Below are 19,616 nucleotides of genomic sequence, written 5' to 3'. Positions count from 1 at the left end.
GCGCCCTGGAGAAGTGCTATGTCATCACAACGCGAAATTCGTCTTAATGCTTTTGATATGAACTGCGTCGGCCACCAGTCGCCGGGGCTGTGGACCCACCCGCGCGACCGCTCATGGCAGTACAAGGATCTGGACTACTGGGTTGACCTCGCGCGCCTTCTCGAGCGCGGTAAGTTTGACGGCCTGTTTATTGCCGACGTGCTGGGCATCTACGACGTGCTGAACGGCAGCGGCGATGCCGCCATTCGCCAGGCGACGCAGGTGCCGGTGAACGATCCGCTGGCGCTGATTACCCCGATGGCGCTGGTGACGGAGCATCTCGGCTTTGGCCTGACCGCCTCGCTGTCGTTTGAGCATCCCTATCCGTTTGCCCGCCGGCTGTCGACCCTTGACCATCTGACCAAAGGCCGGGTGGGCTGGAATATCGTGACCTCGTACCTCGAAAGCGGGGCGCGCAACATCGGTCATCAGGCGCAGACCGATCACGATGCGCGCTACGACTACGCCGACGAGTATCTCGACGTGGTCTATAAGCTGCTGGAAGGCAGCTGGGAAGACGGGGCAGTGCTGCGCGATCGCGAGCGGGGGATCTTCAGCGATCCGCAGAAAATCCACCCGATCAACCACCAGGGCAACTTCTTCTCGGTGCCGGGGATCCACCTCTGCGAGCCGTCGCCGCAGCGCACGCCGGTGCTCTATCAGGCCGGGGCATCGAGCCGCGGGAAGCAGTTTGCCGCCGGGCACGCCGAGTGCGTGTTTGTCGCCGCGCCGTCAAAAACGCTGCTTAAAAAGACGGTGGCCGACATTCGCCGCCGCGCCGAGGAGGCCGGACGCGATCCGCGCAGCATCCTGATTTTCAATCTGCAAACGGTGATCGTCGGCGAAACCGACCGCGAGGCGCAGGCCAAATGGCAGGAGTATAAATCCTACGTCAGCTACGAGGGGGCGCTGGCGCTGATCTCCGGCTGGACCGGGATCGACTTCGGCCAGTATCAGCCGGATCAGGTGCTGAAATATCTGCATACCAACGCCATTCAGTCGGCGGTTGAGGCCTTTTCCACCGCCGATCCTGACCGTCAGTGGACGGTGCAGGCGCTGGCCGACTGGGTGGGCATTGGCGGCTTTGGCCCCCTGATCGTCGGCAGCGCGGAAACCGTGGCCGACGAGCTGCAGTCGTGGGTCGAGGAGACCGATGTCGATGGCTTTAACCTCGCCTACGCGGTGACCCACGAAACCTTCCGCGACGTGGTGGAGCTGCTGATCCCCGAGCTGCAAAAGCGCGGCGTCTTCAAGCAGGAGTACCGCGAAGGCACCCTGCGCGAAAAACTGTTCGGCGCCGGGCCGCGGCTGGTGGCCCCGCATCCGGGAGCCGGCTACCGGCGCGGCGTGCGCATCGACGCCGGGGCGGGGGAGAAGGTGACATGATTGAGATAGACGACCTGCATAAAAGCTACTGCACGGCGGGCGGGCGGGTCAGCGAGGTGCTGAAAGGGCTGTCGCTGCGGGTGCCAACCGGCTCGATCACCGCGGTGGTGGGGCCAAGCGGCGCGGGTAAATCGACCCTTGCGCGCTGCATCAGCCTGCTGGAGCGTCCCGACAGCGGCAGCATCCGGGTTAACGGCAACGACCTGTCGCTACTCCGCGGCGAGGCGCTGCGCCGCGAGCGGCGGGCGATCGGCACCGTTTTCCAGTCCTCGGCGCTGCTGAACCGTAAAACGGCCTGGCAAAATATCGCTCTGCCGCTGGAGTACCTCGGGGTAGTGGAGCGGGATGTCAAAGCCCGGGTGGGCGAACTGCTGGAGAGCGTCGGCCTGAGCGATAAGGCCGACGCCTGGCCGGCCCAGCTCTCCGGCGGCCAGCGCCAGCGTATCGGCATCGCCCGCGCCCTGGCGCTGCGTCCTTCGGTGCTGCTGGCGGACGAGGCCACCTCAGGCCTGGACCCGCAGGCCACCGCTGCGGTGCTCAATTTGCTTAAGCGCCTGCGCGATGAGTACCGGCTGGCGATCGTGCTGATTACCCACGAGATGGACGCGGTACGCGCGGCGGCGGATGCGGTTGCGGAAATTCGCGACGGCACGATCCTCCAGTTCGGCGAGGTGAAAGAGCTGCTGGCGCGCCCGGACTCTCTGCTCGGCCAGCAGCTGCTGCCGCTCTCTCCGGTGGCGGCCCATAGCGATCTGCTGCTGCGCCTGAGCTATCGCTGGGATGTGCCGGTGGCCACCGACTGGATCAGCCGCCTGAGCCAGCAGTTTGCGCTGCAAATTGACCTGCTCGGCGGCCACGTTGAGGTGATAAACGGCCGGCTGGCAGGGCGGCTGCAGGCGGGGGTGCGCTTTCAGGGCGAGCGTCTGTCGGCAGGTAGGATGCTGGCGCTGCTGGCGCAGCTCGGCATCGCGGCCGAGGTCCTCGACGGCGCGCCTGAGCTCAAGGAGGCGGTATGAAACCTTCGGTAATCAGCCAGGATACGCCCTGGAGCGAGATCCATACGCTGCTGCTGCCCGCCTACGGTGAAACCTGGCTGATGGTGGCCATTGTGATGCTGTTTGTGGTGACCCTCGGCGGAGCGGTCGGGGTGGTGCTGTTCAACGCTTCGTCACGGGGGCTGTTCCCGCACGCCGCGCTCTACCGGGTGCTGAACTGGGTGGTGAACATGGGGCGCTCCCTGCCGTTTCTGGTGCTGATGGCGGCGATCATTCCCTTCACCTTCTGGCTCACCGGGACCACGATCGGCATTCCTGCCGCGGTGGTGCCGATGATCGCCGCCGGAGTGCCGTTTTTTGGCCGGCTGGTGGAGAACGCCCTGCGCGAGCTGCCGGCGGAGGTCACCGCCGTCGGGATCGTCTGCGGCGGCTCGCGCTGGCAGATTATCCGCAGCGCCCAGCTGAGCGAAGCCCTGCCCGCGCTGGTGGCGGCGGTAACGCTCAACCTGGTGTCGATGATCGAATATTCCGCCATTGCCGGCACCATCGGCGCGGGAGGGATCGGCTATCTGGCGGTGGTGTACGGCTACCAGCGCTTCGACAATCACATCATGATCGCCACCATTATCGCGCTGATCGCCACTATCCAGCTGATTCAATTTTTCGGTGACCGTCTGGTCAACAAACTTCGCCACACGCAGGGGATCTCTTCATGACAACAGAACAGTTTGAGTTACGTAAGGCCCGCCGCTGGCCGTGGCTGGCGGCGCTGGTAGTGATTGTGGCGCTGGCCGCCGCCTTCTGGTGGTGGCGGGGGCAGGCTCAGTCGCAGCAGGTGGTGTTCGGCACCACATTGAAAATTCACTATGAACCGGCGATGGCCGGCGAGCAGCGGATCATTGAGTACATCGGCGAGCATATCGCGCCGGACTATGGCCTGAAGCTGGAGGCGGTGGGTGTACAGGATCCGGTGCAGGCGGATCGCGCGGTAGCGCAAGGGGAGTACGCCGGAACCATCTATCAGCACCAGTGGTGGCTCAAGCAGGTGGTGGACGCCAACGGCTTCGCGCTTTCCACCACGGTGCCGGTGTTCCAGTGGGCCTTTGGGATTTACTCCGATCGCTATAAGTCGGTCAAGGATCTGCCGAACGGAGCGACGATCGTGGTGCCGGACGATGGCGCCAACCAGGGGCAGGCGCTGTGGCTGCTGCAGCGCATCGGCCTGATTACGCTCGACCCGGCGGTGGAGCCGCGCACGGCGAAGCTGAAAAATATCGTCGGCAACCCGCATCAGTTTAATTTCAAAGAGCTGGATCTGCTCACCATGCCGCGGGCGCTCAATTCGGTCGATGCGGCAATCGGCTACGTCTCGCAGTTTGATGCCGGAAAGGTGTCGCGGGACCGAGGCATTCTATTCCCGCCGGCACCGCGCACCTTCGCGTCGCAGCTGGTCATCGGCACGCCTTATTTGTCGCAGGAGAATATCGTCAAATTAAAGCAGGCCTTTTCCGGCCCGCGCATCCAGACCTGGCTGAAAAACACCGACGATCCGCTGGTGAAAGACGTGCTGGTGCCGGTTTCCGCTGAATAATCTGCGCTGATGAGTATCTCGCAGGACGGGCGAAGGCCCGTCCTGATGCTGTCGTTTTATTTAATTAACTTATTGAATATATTGATTTTTATATGCGTTTTTGTTGGTTCCCCTTTATCAAGGGTCGGCCTATAACTGCGATCACCTGCACAACATAATAAGGTGAAAACATGAGTACGCTGTCTGTTGATAATCCCGGCGTGGCCTCCGCGCCGGTGAGTAGCGTCGGGGACGTGGCGCGGCTAATTAATTCGGGCAAGGATCGGGCTAAATATGCGCGGATGATTGTCTTCCTCGCTCTCGGCGGCGTCTTCCTTGACGCCTATGATTTAACCACGCTCTCCTACGGCATTGATGACGTGGTGCGCGAATTTCAGCTGTCGCCGCTGCTGACCGGCCTGGTCACCTCATCCATTATGGTCGGTACCATTTTTGGTAACCTGATCGGCGGCTGGCTGACGGATAAATATGGCCGCTATTCGGTGTTTATGGCCGATATGCTGTTTTTTGTCGTCTCGGCTATCGCCGCGGGGCTGGCACCCAACGTCTGGGTGCTGATCGGCGCCCGTTTCCTGATGGGCATCGGCGTCGGTATCGATCTGCCGGTCGCTATGTCCTACCTCGCTGAATTCTCCCGTTTTACCGGCAAAGGCAACAAGGCCTCGCGCCTCGCCGCCTGGTGCCCGATGTGGTACGCCGCCTCGACGGTCTGTTTTCTGATTATCTTCGGGCTCTATTTTGTGCTGCCAAAGGAGCATCTCGACTGGCTGTGGCGCGCCTCGCTGCTGTTTGGCGCGGTTCCGGCGCTGCTGATTATCGCCGTGCGCAGAAAATTTATGAATGAATCGCCGCTGTGGGCGGCAAACCAGGGAGACCTGACCTCGGCGGTACGTATTCTGCGCGACTCTTACGGCATTGCCGCCCATGAGGCGCCGGCCGAACGCCCCGCGCCGCCGCCGAAGGTGAGCTTCCGCGTGCTGTTTGAAAAGCCGTACCGCGAGCGCACCGTCGTTGCCGGGGTGATGAATATCTGTATCTCCTTTGAGTACACCGCCATCGCCTTTTTCCTGCCGTCGATCCTCGCGCAGTTTCTCGGCGCCGGCGTGTTTGAAACCATCTCCGCTTCGCTGGGGCTGAACGCGCTGTTTGCCTTTACCGGCGGGCTGCTGGGGATGCATCTGGCGTGGAAATATCCGTCGCGCCACGTGGCGATTGCCGGCTTCGCGCTGCAGTTTATCGCCCTGATTGTGCTTGCGCTGGTGGGCCAGCCGCAGGCCACCGTCGGCGTGGTGCTGGCGATGGCGATGCTTGGGCTGTGGCTGTTTGCCGAGGGCTTTGGCCCCGGCGCGCAGCTGATGATCTATCCGGCGCTCTCCTATCCAACCGCGATTCGCGCCACCGGCGTCGGCTTCAGCCGGGCGCTCTCCGGGATCGGCAGCGCGCTGGCGCTGTTCGTGCTGCCGCTGCTGCAGGCCTCTCTCGGCACGCAGATGTTCTGGGTGGTATCGCTGGCCGCCCTTATTCCGATCTTCTTCCTGCTTGCGGTTCGCCACGAGCCGACGCGTCACGACATTGACGACAGCCACCATTAAGGAACAGATGATGACACTACTTTCTACCGGTACCGATTATGAACAGCTGGCGGCGGCCTTTCGGCCGATTTTCTCGCGCATTGCGCAAGGGGCGGCCAGCCGCGAGCAGCAGCGCATTCTGCCCGAGGAGCCGATTCGCTGGCTGAAGGAGGCGGGATTCGGCACGCTGCGCATCCCGCGGGAAAAGGGCGGCTGGGGGGCGTCGCTGCCGCAGCTGATTGCCCTGCTGATTGAGCTGGCCGAGGCTGATTCAAACCTGCCGCAGGCGCTGCGCGCCCATTTTGCCTTTGTTGAGGACCGTCTGAATCAGCCGGACTCCGCGCAGCGCGATCGCTGGTTCCAGCGTTTTCGCGACGGGGAGCTGGTGGGCAGCGGCTGGACCGAGATCGGGGCGGTGAAGCTGGGGGAGGTGAATACTCAGGTGACGCCGGACGAGCGCGGCTGGCGGCTAAGCGGCGAGAAGTTTTACAGCACCGGAACGCTGTACGCCGACTGGATTGACGTCTTTGCCCGCCGCAGCGACAACGGTGGCGACGTGATAGCGTTGGTCAGTACCAGGCAGAGTGGGGTGGAGCGCGAGGACGACTGGGACGGCTTTGGCCAGCGTCTGACCGGCAGCGGCACCACCCGCTTCCGGCAGGCGCAGGTTGAGCAGGAGCACGTCTACGATTTTGCCGAGCGTTTTCGCTACCAGACCGCTTTCTATCAGCATATCTTACTGGCGACGCTGGCGGGTATCGGCCTGGCGGTAGAGCGCGATGCCGCCGAAGGGGTGAAAAAACGCTCCCGTATGTACAGCCACGGCAACGCCGCCGTGCCGCGCGACGATCCTCAGGTGCTGCAGGTGGTCGGGCAAATCAGCAGCTGGGCGTGGGCGACCCGCGCGGCGGTGCTGCAGGCGGCGGAGTCTTTACAGCAGGCCTATATCGTTCACGCCAGCGGCGACGAGGCGCTGATTGCGCAGCGTAATCGTCTGGCGGAAGTGGAGGCGGCGCAGGCGCAGGTGATTGCCAGCGACTGGATACCGCGGGCGGCGACCGAGCTGTTTAACGCCCTCGACGCGTCGGACACCCGGGTCGACAAAGCGCTCGATCGCCACTGGCGCAACGCGCGCACGGTGGCCTCGCACAATCCGGTTATCTATAAAGCGCGCAACATCGGCAGCTGGCTGGTCAACGGCGAAGCGCCGACCTTTATCTGGCAGATAGGTAACGGCGAGAAAACGCAGGAGTAAAGAGAGCGGCGACGGAAAGCCGTCGCCGGTAAACACTACTTATCCTGCGACCAGGTGGCGCTGCGCACGTCCACTTTGACCGGCAGCAGGCCAACGCGGGTGAAGGTATCCGCCAGCGCCTGCTGTTCGTTATAGACCGCGGGCGTCATGCGCTCGGCGCCGTAGGGCAGGCGGGCCAGCGCCTTCAACCAGATAGCCTTATCCAGTCCGGTGGAGGTCGACAAAATCCCGGCGGCATCGTCCTGATGGGCGTTGGCCCAGTCGCTCAGCTTGCCCAGCTCATCAACGACCTGCTTCGCGGTATCCGGATAGGATTCAGCAAATTTACGGCTGGCGAGATAGAAGGTGTAGTGCGGCACCAGCCCTTCGGCGTTGCGGATCTGCCGCGCCTTAGCGTTGGTTTCAACTTCGGCAAGGTACGGATCCCAGATAACCCAGGCATCAATGGCACCGCGCTGGAAGGCGGCGCGGGCGTCGGCCGGAGGCAGATAGACCGGAGTGATATCTTTATAGCTCAGCCCGGCCTTTTCCAGCGCGGTGACCAGCAGATAGTTGACGTCCGAGCCTTTATTCAGCCCCACGCGCTTGCCTTTCAGGTCGGTGACGCTGCGAATAGTTGAGTTTTCCGGCACCACGATGGCTTCGGTTTTGGGGTTCGCCGGGGAGTGGGCGAGATAAACCAGATCCGCCTGCGCCGCCTGAGCGAAGGCCGGCGGGGCGTCGCCGGTGGCCGCCAGGTCGATGCTGCCGACGTTTAGCCCTTCCAGCATCTGTGGACCGGCCGGGAATTCCACCCAGCGCACGGCGATCCCCTCTTTTTTGAAGGTCTCATCGAGGGTGCCGCGATATTTCAACAGGGCGAAAATATTGGCCTTCTGGTAGCCAATGTTGACGGTTTCCGGCGTCTTAGCCAGCGCGGAAGCGGACAGACCGAGCAGCAGCGGCAGCAGGGCCAGATGGAACCTTTTTGACATGATTTGTTCTCCTGTAGCGGTTTCCCGTAAGGTAGCAAATCGTCCTTATAACCAATAAATAACTAAATTTTAATTTATATAACCGAAATGGCTTTCAGGCGGGGATGCGGAGAGAGTCCCGGCGAACGATCGTCCGCCGGGAGAGGCATTAATCGCAGGTCACGATTTTCATCGCCAGGCCACCGCGCGACGTTTCGCGGTACTTGGCGTTCATATCCTTGCCGGTTTCGTACATCGTCTCGATAACCTTATCGAGACATACGCGCGGTTCGCTGGTGCGGCGCAGCGCCATCCGGGCGGCGTTGACGGCCTTCACCGCGGCGATGGCGTTACGCTCGATGCACGGCACCTGAACCTGGCCGGCAACCGGGTCACAGGTCAGGCCGAGGTTGTGCTCCATACCGATTTCGGCGGCGATGCACACCTGGCCAGGGCTGCCGCCCAGCAGTTCGGTTAAGCCGGCCGCTGCCATTGAACAGGCGACGCCAACTTCGCCCTGGCAGCCCACTTCGGCGCCGGAAATCGAGGCGTTCATCTTATACAGCGAGCCAATCGCGCTGGTGACCAGCAGGTAGCGCGCCAGCGAGTTGGCGTTAACCTTGCGGATAAACTTATCGTAGTAGGCCAGTACCGCAGGCACGATCCCGCAGGCGCCGTTGGTTGGCGCGGTGACCACGCGTCCGCCGGCGGCGTTCTCTTCGTTCACCGCGAGGGCGAACATGTTAATCCAGTCAACGACCGCCATCGGATCGCTGTTGGTATTGTCCTGGCTGACCAGCATCCGGCGTAACGCCGCGGCGCGGCGCGGGACGCGCAGCTTGCCCGGCAGCACCCCTTCGGTGCTGATGCCGCGCTCGATACCGCCGCTCATCACGTCCCAGACGGCGGAAAAGTGCTGCTCCAGCTCTTCTTTGCTGTGCAGCGCCAGCTCGTTTTGCATCATCAGGCCGGAAAGCGAAAGCCCGCTTTCGCTGCAGTGTCGCTGTAAATCAGCCGCGTTTTTGTAGGGATAAGGCACGGCCACCGGCGCGTCGTTGCTCTGGCCGAAGTGCTGCTCGTCGACGATAAAACCGCCGCCGATGGAGTAGTAAGTCTGGGTGTAGAGCACCTTATCGCCGCCGAGGGCAGTAATGCGCATGCCGTTTTCATGCAGCGACAGATTGTCGGCATGGAAATTCATGCAGCGGTCTACCGGGAAGTCGACTTCCTGCTGGCCGTTTGCCAGCATCAGGCGCCCGTGGGTGTTGACGTCCTGAATAAACGCCGGAATGGCGTCAATGTCGACGCTATCGGGCATGTTGCCTGCCAGGCCCATAATAATCGCAATGTCGGTATGGTGGCCTTTGCCGGTCAGGGAAAGGGAGCCGTATACGTCGACGATGACGGTGGTGACGTCGGCAAGCTGCCCGCGTGCGATAAGGTCGTCGGTGAATTGTTTGCCCGCTTTCATTGGCCCCACGGTGTGGGAGCTGGAAGGGCCGATGCCGATTTTAAAGATATCGAATACGCTGATCATGGTGCACATCCAGAACTGTCGGAAAGCGCGCCGCCGGCGGGCGGCGCGAGGGGGAGATTAGCTGAACAGGGAGTAGAAAATAGCGGAGATAGCAATCAGGCCCATCAGCACAACGAAGACGTTGCTGACGTGGCCGCTGTATTTGCGCATCGCCGGGACTTTCTGAATCGCGTACATCGGCATCAGGAACAGAATCATCGCGATAATCGGGCCGCCGAGGGTTTCGATCATGCCGAGAATGCTGGGGTTCAGCGTCGCCACAATCCAGGTGGTGACCAGCATGAACAGCGCAGTGATCTTGTTCAGCTTGTTGATTTCGATGGATTTACCTTTACCGCGCAGGGATTTAATCACCATGCCGTTAAAGCCTTCACGGGCGCCGAGATAGTGGCCGAGGAAGGATTTAGTGATGGCAATCATCGCAATGATCGGCGCCATCCAGGCAATCAGCGGGGCGTTAAAGTGGTTCGCCAGGTACGAGAGAATCGAGATGTTCTGATCTTTCGCTGCCGCCAGGTCCGCAGGGGAGAGGCTCAGTACGCAGCTGAAGACGAAGAACATCACCGTAATCACCATCATGATGTGAGCGCGAGCGAGGATGCTGGAGCATTTCTTCTCAGCGTCCTGACCGTACTCTTCACGCTTCGCCACGGCGAAGGAGGAGATGATCGGCGAGTGGTTAAACGAGAACACCATCACCGGGATCGCCAGCCACAGAGTCATCCACAGGCCGTTGCCGGTAGAGGTTGCGCTGCTCAGGGAGAGGGTTTCCAGCGCCGCGCCGTTCCACTCAGGGATCAGATAGAGTGCCAGAATCATCAGGGCGACCACAAACGGGAAGACCAGTACGCTCATCGCTTTCACAATCATCTGCTCGCCGAAGCGAACGATGGTCATCATCCCGACGATCAGGATCAGCGACAGAATAGCGCGCGGCGGCGGCGTTATCTGCAGCTGGTGCAGCATAAAGCTCTCGACGGTATTGGTAATCGCAACGCTATACACCAGCAGAATCGGGTAGATAGCAAAGAAGTAGAGCAGGGTAATGAGCTTACCTGCGCCAACGCCAAAGTGTTCTTCTACGACTTCGGTGATGTTTTCTCCCGGATTCTTACCGGACAGCACAAAACGGGTCATCCCGCGGTGGGCAAAGAAAGTCATCGGGAAAGCCAAAATAGCCATGATGATCAGGGGGATCATACCGCCGACGCCGGCGTTGATCGGCAGGAACAGAACGCCCGCGCCGATAGCCGTGCCGTACAGGCCCAGCATCCACATGGTATCTGTTTTACGCCATCCGCTGCGGGTTTCGCCCGAAACGATAGTGCTGGTTTGCGTGGTTTCCATCTGTATCTCCTGGAGGAAGCGACAAAAAATAATAAATAAAATCAATTAAGTAGTATTAAATTCGTTTGTTTACGGTTTTTTAGTGATTTTCTCCGTAACAAGTGGGGCGGAAAGATACATTCATATTGGAAATCTATCAGTGATCGCGATCTCAATTGCAATAATCCACTTTCAGGGTGGATATTTTTAGTCCAACAGTCTGTTTCTGATGTTCAGCCAGAGATTTGTGGTGCGAAGGCTAACATTCGCAGCATATGAGATAAAAGCGTGGCAGCGTAATAACGAGGTTTGCGCTGTAAAAATGGGATGTTCTCGATGTTTTAGCTCTCAAATATCTTTTTTGTGGTGATATTTATTGCTGTTTTTGGAAAGGCAAACGATTGGCTTTGTAAAAAGCTACAAAACATTCACAAAGAAAATAGATTTCAGAAAGGAGGCGCGGGAGAGCCGGGGTCAGCAGATTATCGTGCTGGAGAACGGGAGAACGGGAGAACGGGAGAACGGGAGAACGGGAGAACGGGAGAACGGGAGAGCGGGAGAGCGGGAGCGGAGGTGCGCTGGAGAGCAGGAGAGCGGGTTGGATTGCCCGGGCAGGGCGTTAGCCGCCGCCCGGGAGGGTCAGAACAGGGCTCAGGAGCCTATTTCATAGCAAGGGATATAGGCGCTGCCGCCCGGTAGCTTCATGCGGTGCTGGGCGACAAAGCCCTGCAGCAGATCGTCCATCCGGCGCATTATCTCCGCATCGCCGTGCAGCTTATACGGGCCGAATTTTTCAATCGCCTGGATGCCGACCTCTTTGACGTTCCCGGCGACGATCCCGGAGAAGGCGCGGCGCAGATCCGCGGCCAGCACTTCTACCGGCTGGTCCGGATAGAGCTTGAGGTTGGCCATGTTCTCGTGCGTCGGATCGAACGGCATCTGTAGGTCCGGCGAAATACGAATCGACCAGTTAAAGCTGTAGGCGTCGTCGGTTTCCCGGCGGCTCTCTTTGACCAGCGGCATCGCTTTCTTCAGCTGACGCGCCACTTCGCTGGCGTCGTCAATGATAATCTTGTAGTGGCGACGCGCCGATTCGCCCATGGTGTGGACGATGAACTCATCCAGCACGCGGAAATAGTTCTCGCTCTCTTTTGGTCCGGTGAGGATCAGCGGCAGCACCTGCGCCTTGTTGGCCGGGTGCATCAAAATGCCCAGCAGATAGAGCAGCTCTTCCGCCGTACCCACCCCGCCCGGGAAGATAATGATACCGTGGGCGATGCGCACGAAGGCCTCAAGGCGTTTTTCGATATCCGGCATGATGATCAGTTCGTTCACCAGCGGATTCGGCGGCTCGGCGGCAATAATCGAAGGTTCGGTCATGCCGATAAAGCGGCTGTCTTTGTAGCGCTGCTGGGCATGGCCAACCGCGGCGCCTTTCATCGGCGCTTCCATCGCGCCCGGGCCGCAGCCGGTGCAGATATTCAGCTCGCGCAGGCCGAGCTGGGTCCCGACGCGGCGGGCGTAGAGATATTCGGTCTCATTAATCGAGTGACCGCCCCAGCAGACAATCATATTGGGCGCTTCGCCGACGTGCAGGGCGCGGGCGTTGCGCAGAATCGAGAACACCAGGTTGGTGATATGCACCGAACTTTCGAGGTCGAGGTTCGGCAGACGAACGGTATTATGAATCTGCCCGTAAACGAACAGAATGTCGCGCAGCACGGCAAACAGGTTGGCCTGCAGGGAACGGATAATCCGCCCGTCAACGAACGCCTCTTCCGGCGGGTTGATCAGTTCCAGCTTCACGCCGCGTTCGCGACGCAGCACGTTAATATCGAAGTTTTCAAAACGAGACAGCAGCTCTTTGCTGTTATCGGTCAGGCTCCCCGAGTTGAGCACGGCAAGCGAACAGTTGCGAAAGAGTTGATACAGGTCACTGCTGGCGGTGCGTTTAAGCATATCCACTTCCAGCTGTGACAGCATATCCATTGAACCAAGCGGGCTAACATGTGTAATCAAGTGAACTCCTTAACAGGACGATTATCGTCTTCCTGTGATTACAATAGCCCTGCCTGCGGCGTTTTCACAACCTTGCGTACGCGTGAACGCACGCAAAGTGTGAAATATTTTGCCTACTGACGCGCGAGACGGCCGATAGCGGGAACAAAGTCCGCGTTGCTGCGCCACGGGTTGATGTCGAGGCCGCCACGGCGGGTGTAGCGGGCGTAGACGGAGAGCGACTGCGGCTGGCAGAAGCGCAGGAGGTCGTTGAAGATCCGCTCGACGCACTGCTCGTGAAACTCGTTATGGTGGCGGAACGAGACCAGGTAGCGCAGCAGCTTTTCGCGATCGATTTTTGGCCCGCGATACTGGATTTGCACCGAACCCCAGTCCGGCTGATGGGTGATCAGGCAGTTGGATTTCAGCAGATGGCTCACCAGCGTCTCTTCGACGATTTTGTCGCCGGCAGCGTCCAGCAGGTAGTCGGTGCTGAATTCATAGTTATCAACTTCGATATCCTGATCGTCGATGCAGGTGCCGTGCAGATGGGCTACCGGCTGGCCTTCGAGTTCGTCGAGGCGATAGAGCGCAACCGTGACCTCGCCCTGGGCGCAGGCGCTAAGGTCGCGCGTCAGGGTCGCCTGCACCTCCTGCCAGTCGGCAAATCGGGTCTGGTTGAAGCTGTTGAGATAGAGCTTAAAGCTCTTCGACTCTACGAGGTTCACGCTGGTATCGCTCAGCTCGACGTGGCCCACCGCAACCTGCGGCAGACCTTTTGCATTCAGCCAGGAGAGCTCGTACAGCGTCCAGATATCGCCGCCGTGGAAGGGCAGGCTGTCGGCGTGCAGGCCCAGCGGATCGCGGTTCAGGCTGCGCGGCACGCCCTGCAGCAGGGACGCGTCGTAGGTATCACGGTAATCGGTTGATTTACCGAGCGTCAGGCCAGCGAGGGCCTGATGATTCTCATAAGAAGACATGTTTCACCATAGTAAAGCGGGTACACTATTCGCTAAGTGTATCCTGGCTAACGTGAAGAGAGAAACCGGTGGACAATCAGACCGCAGAAGCGCTGCAAGCATTTACCCAACGTTATTGCGACGCCTGGCAGCAGCAGCGCGCAAGCCTGCCGCGCAGCGAAGAGCTTTACGGCATCCCGTCGCCCTGCATCAGCGCGACGGACGCCGACGCCGTTTTCTGGCAGCCGCAGCCCTTTTCTCTCCCCGCCAATATCAGCGCGGTTGAAAGGGCCTTCGATATTGTGGTACAACAGCCGGCTCATAGTTATTATACCACCCAGTTCGCCGGCGATATGCAGGCGCGCTTTGCGGGCGAAACGATGACCCTGCTGCAGGCCTGGAGCCCGGATGACTTCCAGCGCATGCAGGAAAATCTGATCGGCCACCTGGTGGTGCAAAAACGCCTGAAGCTGTCGCCGACCCTGTTTATCGCCACGCTGGACAGCGAGCTGGACGTTATCTCCGTTTGTAACGTCAGCGGCGAAGTCCTCAAAGAGACCCTCGGCACGCGCAAACGTACGACCCTTTCTGCCTCCCTGGCGAGTTTTCTCAACCAGCTCGAGCCGGTTGTGTAATCCATTATGCCGGTCCGTTTGTGAGAGATCTCTTACAATACCTGTAAGAGATCGTCATCATTTAAGTCATTTTTCAACTATTTAATATTTAATAAACTATTTTAATTCATATGGTTAGGTTTTATATGGTCTTTTTTAGTGGTGACTAATCTTAAGAGATTGTCGTATGAAGGGTTGTAAGACGAGGCGGAATCAGTGATCCTATGTACGTCGACAGGAAGTCGCGAAATGAAGTGAACATCAGGATGATGACACTTCTGCAGGACCCGCCGGGAAGGCGTAGCAAGGACAGGCTTCAGGATGAAGCACAGGATAACGCAGGATGGCGTAAAGGACACCTCCAGGATGGAGAACGTGAGCCGCTCATGATGAACGGTGGATCAGGAAGATCGGGATAGACTTAAGGACAGGTAATTTCACATCGGGGTGGTGTGAAAGCAGGACGCACTGGTTTATGGATGAACATGGTCAGGAGACCTCAGGAAAAGTTTTCACGGACGAGCAGGGAGCACCAATGTAGCTGGATTGCTGCGAAACGAACCGGGAGCACTGTTTATACAGTGCTCCCTTTTTTTATTTCTCTTCTGAATTTGCTATTCTGCGCCGGTTTACAACTCATCGAGGTTTCCCCATGACTCTTCACCTCAGCGTGCGCGAGCGCCTGCACGCTATTGAAGCGCTACTGCGCGAAACGCAGTACTGGCAGGAAAACGCGCCGCAAAGCAGCGCTTTTGCCAGCGACAGCCCGTTCTGCATGGATACTATGGAGCCGCTGGAGTGGCTGCAGTGGGTGCTGATCCCGCGTATGCATCAGCTGCTGGACGCTGAGCAGCCGCTGCCGCAGAGTTTTGCCGTCGCCCCTTATTATGAGGTGGCCCTTGATGCCGCCCACCCGCTGCGCGATCGCGTGCTGGCTGAGCTGCTGCTGCTGGATACCCTTTTTGCGAGCGACGACGCCTGATGCTGGAAATTATCTATCAGGACGAGTGGCTGGTGGCGGTCAATAAGCCCTCCGGCTGGCTGGTCCACCGCAGCTGGTTGGATCGCGATGAGAAAGTGGTGGTCATGCAAACGGTGCGCGATCAGATTGGTCAGCACGTCTTTACCGCCCATCGCCTCGACAGACCGACCTCCGGCGTGCTGCTGATGGGGCTATCAAGCGAGGCGGGAAGACGACTGTCGCAGCAGTTTGAGCTGCACCAGATGCAAAAACGCTACCACGCCATTGCCCGCGGCTGGCTGACCGAAGAGGCGCTGCTCGATTATCCGCTGGTTGAAGAGCTGGATAAAATAGCCGACAAATTCGCGCGCGAAGATAAAGGCCCGCAGCCGGCGGTCACCCACTATCGTGGCCTGGCGACGGTTGAGATGCCGGTCGCCACCGGACGCTATCCGACGACGCGCTATAGCCTGGTTGAGCTGGAGCCGAAAACGGGGCGTAAGCACCAGCTGCGTCGCCATCTCTCCCACCTGCGCCACCCGATTATCGGCGACAGCAAGCACGGTGATTTGCGCCAGAACCGCAGCGCGGTTGAAAACTTTGCCTGCGACCGCCTGATGCTGCACGCCAGCCAGCTCTCGTTAACCCATCCGTTTACCGGCGAGCCGCTGGTCATTCGCGCCAGCCTGGACGACGTGTGGATGCGGGCGCTGTCGCAGTTTGGCTGGCGAGGCCTTCTGCCGTTAAATGAAAGGGTTGAGTTTGCAGACGACAGCGGTCAGGATGAACGGATTGAGGTCAATCCAGGGAGATAAAGATGGCAGAAGTCGGAATTTTTGTCGGTACGATGTACGGTAACGCGCTGCTGGTCGCTGAAGAAGCTGAAGCCATTTTGAGCGGCCTGGGCCACAAGGCGAAGGTGTTCGAAGACCCGGAGGTTCAGGACTGGGAGCCCTACAGCGGCAAATACGTTCTGGTCGTGACGTCAACGACCGGACAGGGCGATCTGCCGGACAGCATCATTCCGCTGTACGAAGGCATTAAGGATATGTACCAGCCGCACCTGCGCTACGGAATCATTGCGCTCGGCGACAGCACCTACGCTAACTTCTGCGGCGGCGGCAAGACCTTTGATGCGCTGCTGCAGGAGCAGGGCGCAAAGCGCATCGGCGACATGCTGACGATCGACGCCAGCGAAGACCCGGAGCCCGAAGGCGTGTCCAACCCGTGGGTTGAACAGTGGGCGACCCTGCTCGAATAAGCGGATGAAAAGTGACGCTCTCCCCCTACGTAGAGGGCGTCCCTTCTGAAGGCCAGCGCCGGATAAACGCTCAACAGGATCATACCCGCGCCCGCCCGTCAGGGGTTCAGGCACCTGCCTAAAAACCACTGGCTAAAAGTGGTTTTTTGCGCCTGTTTTCACCGGGTCAAGAGAGACATTTCACACTCCTGCCGTTTGCACCGTCACCGGCAGCGCTAACCGGCGGTTGCTTTTCATTTCCGTGAACTACCCCCCATCTGATTAGGCATAAGCCATAAATCGATTTCAGCACGTCCCGCAAAGCTGTGTATGTGCACGGTGAGCCAGCCATGTCCTCTTTTTATACTTTTCCTGCCAGTTTGAAAAAGCAAAATGCCAGATAAAACGAAAACACTAACACGTCATTCTGACTACCCTACAGGTTGTGCTGTTCAGAATGAACGTAGCTAATTGCTATGATTCAGGAGTGCAACAATGAGTACATTAAGTCAGGCGGCGAGCGGCGCGGAAAAACGCACCAACGCCCGCTACTGGATAGTGGTGATGCTGTTTATCGTCACCTCTTTTAACTACGGCGACCGCGCGACGCTGTCGATTGCCGGCTCGGAAATGGCCAAAGATATTGGCCTCGACGCGGTGGGAATGGGCTACGTTTTCTCTGCGTTCTCATGGGCCTACGTTATTGGTCAGATCCCCGGCGGTTGGCTGCTCGATCGCTTTGGCTCAAAACGGGTCTATTTTTGGTCGATCTTCATTTGGTCGATGTTTACCCTCTTGCAGGGTTTCGTCGATATCTTTAGCGGTTTTGGCATCATCATCGCGCTGTTTACCCTGCGATTCCTCGTCGGCTTAGCGGAAGCGCCATCCTTTCCCGGCAATAGCCGCATCGTCGCGGCCTGGTTCCCGGCGCAGGAGAGAGGCACCGCGGTCTCTATTTTTAACTCCGCCCAGTACTTTGCCACCGTTATCTTCGCGCCGATCATGGGCTGGCTGACCCACGAAGTCGGCTGGTCGCACGTCTTCTTCTTTATGGGAGGACTGGGGATCGTGATTAGCTTCGTGTGGTTGAAAGTGATCCACGAGCCGAATCAGCACCCCGGCGTGAACCAAAAAGAGCTGGACTATATCGCCGCCGGCGGGGCGCTGATCAATATGGATCAGAAGAAAAACGCGCAGAAGGTGCCGTTCAGTGAAAAGTGGGGACAGATCAAACAGCTGATCGGATCGCGAATGATGGTCGGGATCTACATCGGCCAGTACTGCATCAACGCGTTGACCTACTTCTTTATCACCTGGTTCCCGGTCTATCTGGTGCAGGCGCGCGGCATGTCGATTCTGAAAGCCGGGTTTGTCGCCTCCGTTCCCGCCATCTGCGGCTTTGTCGGCGGCGTCTTAGGCGGCATTATCTCCGACTGGCTGATGCGCCGCACCGGCTCGCTGAATATTGCCCGCAAGACCCCCATCGTGCTTGGCATGCTGCTGTCGATGGTAATGGTGTTCTGTAACTACGTTAACGCGGAATGGATGATTATCGGCTTTATGGCGATGGCCTTCTTCGGCAAGGGCATCGGCGCGCTGGGCTGGGCGGTGATGGCGGATACCGCGCCGAAAGAGATAAGCGGCCTCTCCGGCGGTCTGTTCAATATGTTCGGCAATATCTCCGGTATCGTCACGCCTATTGCCATCGGCTACATCGTCGGGACGACGGGCTCGTTCAACGGGGCGCTGATTTATGTCGGGGTGCATGCGCTGGTGGCGGTACTGAGCTACCTGGTGCTGGTGGGAGATATTAAACGTATCGAACTGAAGCCTGTAGGGGAGCGCTAACGATGAATACACAATCGACTCCAGTCGTCACCGATATGAAGGTGATCCCGGTGGCCGGGCATGACAGTATGCTGCTGAATATCGGCGGCGCGCACGGCGCCTGGTTTACCCGCAATATCGTGGTACTCACCGACAGCGCAGGCAACACCGGCATCGGCGAGGCCCCCGGCGGTGAAGTTATCTACCAGACGCTGGTGGACGCGATTCCGCAGGTGCTGGGGCAGGAAATTGCGCGCCTGAACAAGGTGGTTCAGCAGGTGCATAAAGGCAATCAGGCGGCGGATTTCGACACTTTCGGAAACGGCGCCTGGACCTTCGAACTGCGGGTTAACGCAGTCGCGGCGCTGGAGGCTGCGCTGCTGGATCTGCTGGGCAAAGCGCTGAATGTCCCGGTGTGCGAGCTGCTGGGGCCGGGCAAACAGCGCGACGCGGTCACCGTTCTGGGCTATCTCTTCTATATCGGCGATCGCCAGAAAACGGATCTGCCGTACCTGGAGACTACTCCAGGCCAGCACGACTGGTACCACCTGCGGCATCAGGAAGCGCTGAGCAGCGAAGCGGTGGTCCGCCTCGCTGAGGCCGCCCAGGAGCGCTACGGCTTTAAAGACTTCAAGCTTAAGGGTGGCGTGCTGCCGGGCGAGCAGGAGATTGATACCGCTCGCGCGCTGAAAAAACGGTTCCCGGATGCGCGTATTACCGTCGATCCCAACGGCGCCTGGCTGCTGGATGAAGCCATTGAACTCTGCAAAGGTCTGCAGGACGTGCTGACCTACGCCGAAGATCCCTGCGGCGCCGAACAGGGCTTTTCCGGTCGCGAGGTAATGGCGGAATTCCGCCGCGCCACCGGGCTGCCGGTAGCAACCAATATGATTGCCACTAACTGGCGTGAAATGGGGCACGCGGTGATGCTCAACGCGGTGGATATCCCGCTCGCCGATCCGCACTTCTGGACCTTGTCCGGCGCGGTGCGGGTCGCGCAGCTGTGCGATGACTGGGGGCTGACGTGGGGCTGCCACTCAAATAACCACTTCGATATTTCACTGGCTATGTTTACCCACGTCGGCGCGGCGGCGCCGGGCAATCCGACCGCCATCGATACCCACTGGATTTGGCAGGAGGGCGACTGCCGCCTGACCAAAAATCCGCTGCAGATTGAAAACGGCAGGATTGCCGTACCTGACGCGCCGGGTCTGGGCGTGGAACTGGACTGGGAGCAGGTGCAAAAGGCGCACGAGGCCTATAAGACGCTGCCCGGAGGGGCGCGTAACGACGCCGCCCCAATGCAATACCTGATCCCGGGTTGGAAATTTGACCGCAAACGTCCCGTTTTCGGCCGCAATTAA

Annotated in this window: 17 protein-coding genes; 12 read left to right on the top strand and 5 right to left on the bottom strand. The window is 59.4% G+C overall.

Translation table 11 applies throughout. The annotated features are described in order from the left end of the window. Window positions 1-18: 18 nt before the first annotated feature. The 6 genes from RTE01_RS11975 (at window position 19) to RTE01_RS11950 (ending at window position 6,837) form a co-directional block, all read left to right on the top strand. On the top strand, window positions 19-1,425 hold the full coding sequence (locus RTE01_RS11975) for an LLM class flavin-dependent oxidoreductase (RefSeq protein ID WP_041146998.1): 1,407 nt from the start codon (window positions 19-21) through the stop codon (window positions 1,423-1,425). Further along, window positions 1,422-2,441 carry a methionine ABC transporter ATP-binding protein gene (locus RTE01_RS11970; protein ID WP_134527494.1) on the top strand — a complete coding sequence of 340 codons (1,020 nt, stop codon included), beginning with the start codon at window positions 1,422-1,424 and terminating at the stop codon, window positions 2,439-2,441. Before RTE01_RS11975 ends, RTE01_RS11970 begins: the two co-directional genes overlap by 4 nt. Next, window positions 2,438-3,136, top strand: a complete 699-nt coding sequence (locus tag RTE01_RS11965) for a methionine ABC transporter permease (protein WP_041146996.1) — start codon at window positions 2,438-2,440, stop codon at window positions 3,134-3,136. Before RTE01_RS11970 ends, RTE01_RS11965 begins: the two co-directional genes overlap by 4 nt. Continuing rightward, a complete protein-coding gene (locus tag RTE01_RS11960) occupies window positions 3,133-4,011 on the top strand; it encodes a MetQ/NlpA family ABC transporter substrate-binding protein (RefSeq protein WP_134527491.1) in 879 nt (292 codons plus the stop codon). The genes RTE01_RS11965 and RTE01_RS11960 overlap by 4 nt, the downstream gene beginning before the upstream one ends. A 170-nt stretch (window positions 4,012-4,181) precedes the next feature. Then, complete coding sequence (locus tag RTE01_RS11955; RefSeq protein ID WP_041146994.1) at window positions 4,182-5,603, top strand: MFS transporter; 1,422 nt, start codon at window positions 4,182-4,184, stop codon at window positions 5,601-5,603. A 10-nt stretch (window positions 5,604-5,613) separates the two neighbouring features. Further along, window positions 5,614-6,837, top strand: coding sequence for an acyl-CoA dehydrogenase family protein (locus tag RTE01_RS11950; RefSeq protein ID WP_134528632.1), 1,224 nt, complete (start codon window positions 5,614-5,616; stop codon window positions 6,835-6,837). Window positions 6,838-6,872: 35 nt separating this feature from the next. On the opposite strand, the gene RTE01_RS11945 is transcribed toward RTE01_RS11950, so the two are convergent. The 5 genes from RTE01_RS11945 to queF all read right to left on the bottom strand — a co-directional run bounded on the left by RTE01_RS11945 (window position 6,873) and on the right by queF (window position 13,631). Further along, window positions 6,873-7,811, bottom strand: a complete 939-nt coding sequence (locus tag RTE01_RS11945) for a sulfonate ABC transporter substrate-binding protein (protein ID WP_134527488.1) — start codon at window positions 7,809-7,811, stop codon at window positions 6,873-6,875. A gap of 148 nt (window positions 7,812-7,959) precedes the next feature. Next, entirely contained in the window at window positions 7,960-9,327 is a 1,368-nt protein-coding gene (locus RTE01_RS11940; protein WP_041146991.1) for an L-serine ammonia-lyase, read from the bottom strand. 57 nt (window positions 9,328-9,384) lie between these two features. Next, the gene (locus RTE01_RS11935) at window positions 9,385-10,674 is read right to left on the bottom strand and encodes an HAAAP family serine/threonine permease (protein WP_041146990.1); all 1,290 of its coding nucleotides are present in this window, start codon (window positions 10,672-10,674) and stop codon (window positions 9,385-9,387) included. A gap of 630 nt (window positions 10,675-11,304) precedes the next feature. Then, window positions 11,305-12,672: a nucleotide 5'-monophosphate nucleosidase PpnN gene (gene ppnN / locus RTE01_RS11925; protein WP_041146988.1), complete on the bottom strand. Its 1,368-nt coding sequence runs from the start codon at window positions 12,670-12,672 to the stop codon at window positions 11,305-11,307. A 113-nt stretch (window positions 12,673-12,785) separates the two neighbouring features. After that, window positions 12,786-13,631 (bottom strand): NADPH-dependent 7-cyano-7-deazaguanine reductase QueF, encoded by an 846-nt coding sequence (gene queF / locus RTE01_RS11920; RefSeq protein ID WP_123552067.1) that lies wholly within the window; start codon window positions 13,629-13,631, stop codon window positions 12,786-12,788. A gap of 68 nt (window positions 13,632-13,699) precedes the next feature. Here queF and syd point away from each other — a divergent pair, with 68 nt between their 5' ends. The 6 genes from syd (at window position 13,700) to RTE01_RS11890 (ending at window position 19,616) form a co-directional block, all read left to right on the top strand. Beyond that, entirely contained in the window at window positions 13,700-14,245 is a 546-nt protein-coding gene (syd, locus tag RTE01_RS11915; protein WP_115192009.1) for a SecY-interacting protein, read from the top strand. 631 nt (window positions 14,246-14,876) lie between these two features. Next, entirely contained in the window at window positions 14,877-15,206 is a 330-nt protein-coding gene (locus tag RTE01_RS11910) for a YqcC family protein (RefSeq protein WP_041146985.1), read from the top strand. Then, the gene (gene truC, locus RTE01_RS11905; RefSeq protein WP_041146984.1) at window positions 15,206-16,000 is read left to right on the top strand and encodes a tRNA pseudouridine(65) synthase TruC; all 795 of its coding nucleotides are present in this window, start codon (window positions 15,206-15,208) and stop codon (window positions 15,998-16,000) included. Before RTE01_RS11910 ends, truC begins: the two co-directional genes overlap by 1 nt. Before the next feature lie 2 nt (window positions 16,001-16,002). Beyond that, window positions 16,003-16,446 carry a flavodoxin gene (locus tag RTE01_RS11900; RefSeq protein WP_141335050.1) on the top strand — a complete coding sequence of 148 codons (444 nt, stop codon included), beginning with the start codon at window positions 16,003-16,005 and terminating at the stop codon, window positions 16,444-16,446. Window positions 16,447-16,920: 474 nt separating this feature from the next. After that, the gene (gudP, locus tag RTE01_RS11895; RefSeq protein WP_041146982.1) at window positions 16,921-18,273 is read left to right on the top strand and encodes a galactarate/glucarate/glycerate transporter GudP; all 1,353 of its coding nucleotides are present in this window, start codon (window positions 16,921-16,923) and stop codon (window positions 18,271-18,273) included. 2 nt (window positions 18,274-18,275) lie between these two features. Next, window positions 18,276-19,616 (top strand): enolase C-terminal domain-like protein, encoded by a 1,341-nt coding sequence (locus tag RTE01_RS11890; RefSeq protein WP_123552068.1) that lies wholly within the window; start codon window positions 18,276-18,278, stop codon window positions 19,614-19,616.

It is taken from the genome of Klebsiella terrigena (assembly GCF_006539725.1).
GTDB classification, from domain to species: Bacteria; Pseudomonadota; Gammaproteobacteria; order Enterobacterales; family Enterobacteriaceae; genus Klebsiella; species Klebsiella terrigena.
Note: the sequence above shows the minus strand (reverse complement) of the source record. Positions and strands in the feature narration are given on the sequence as shown.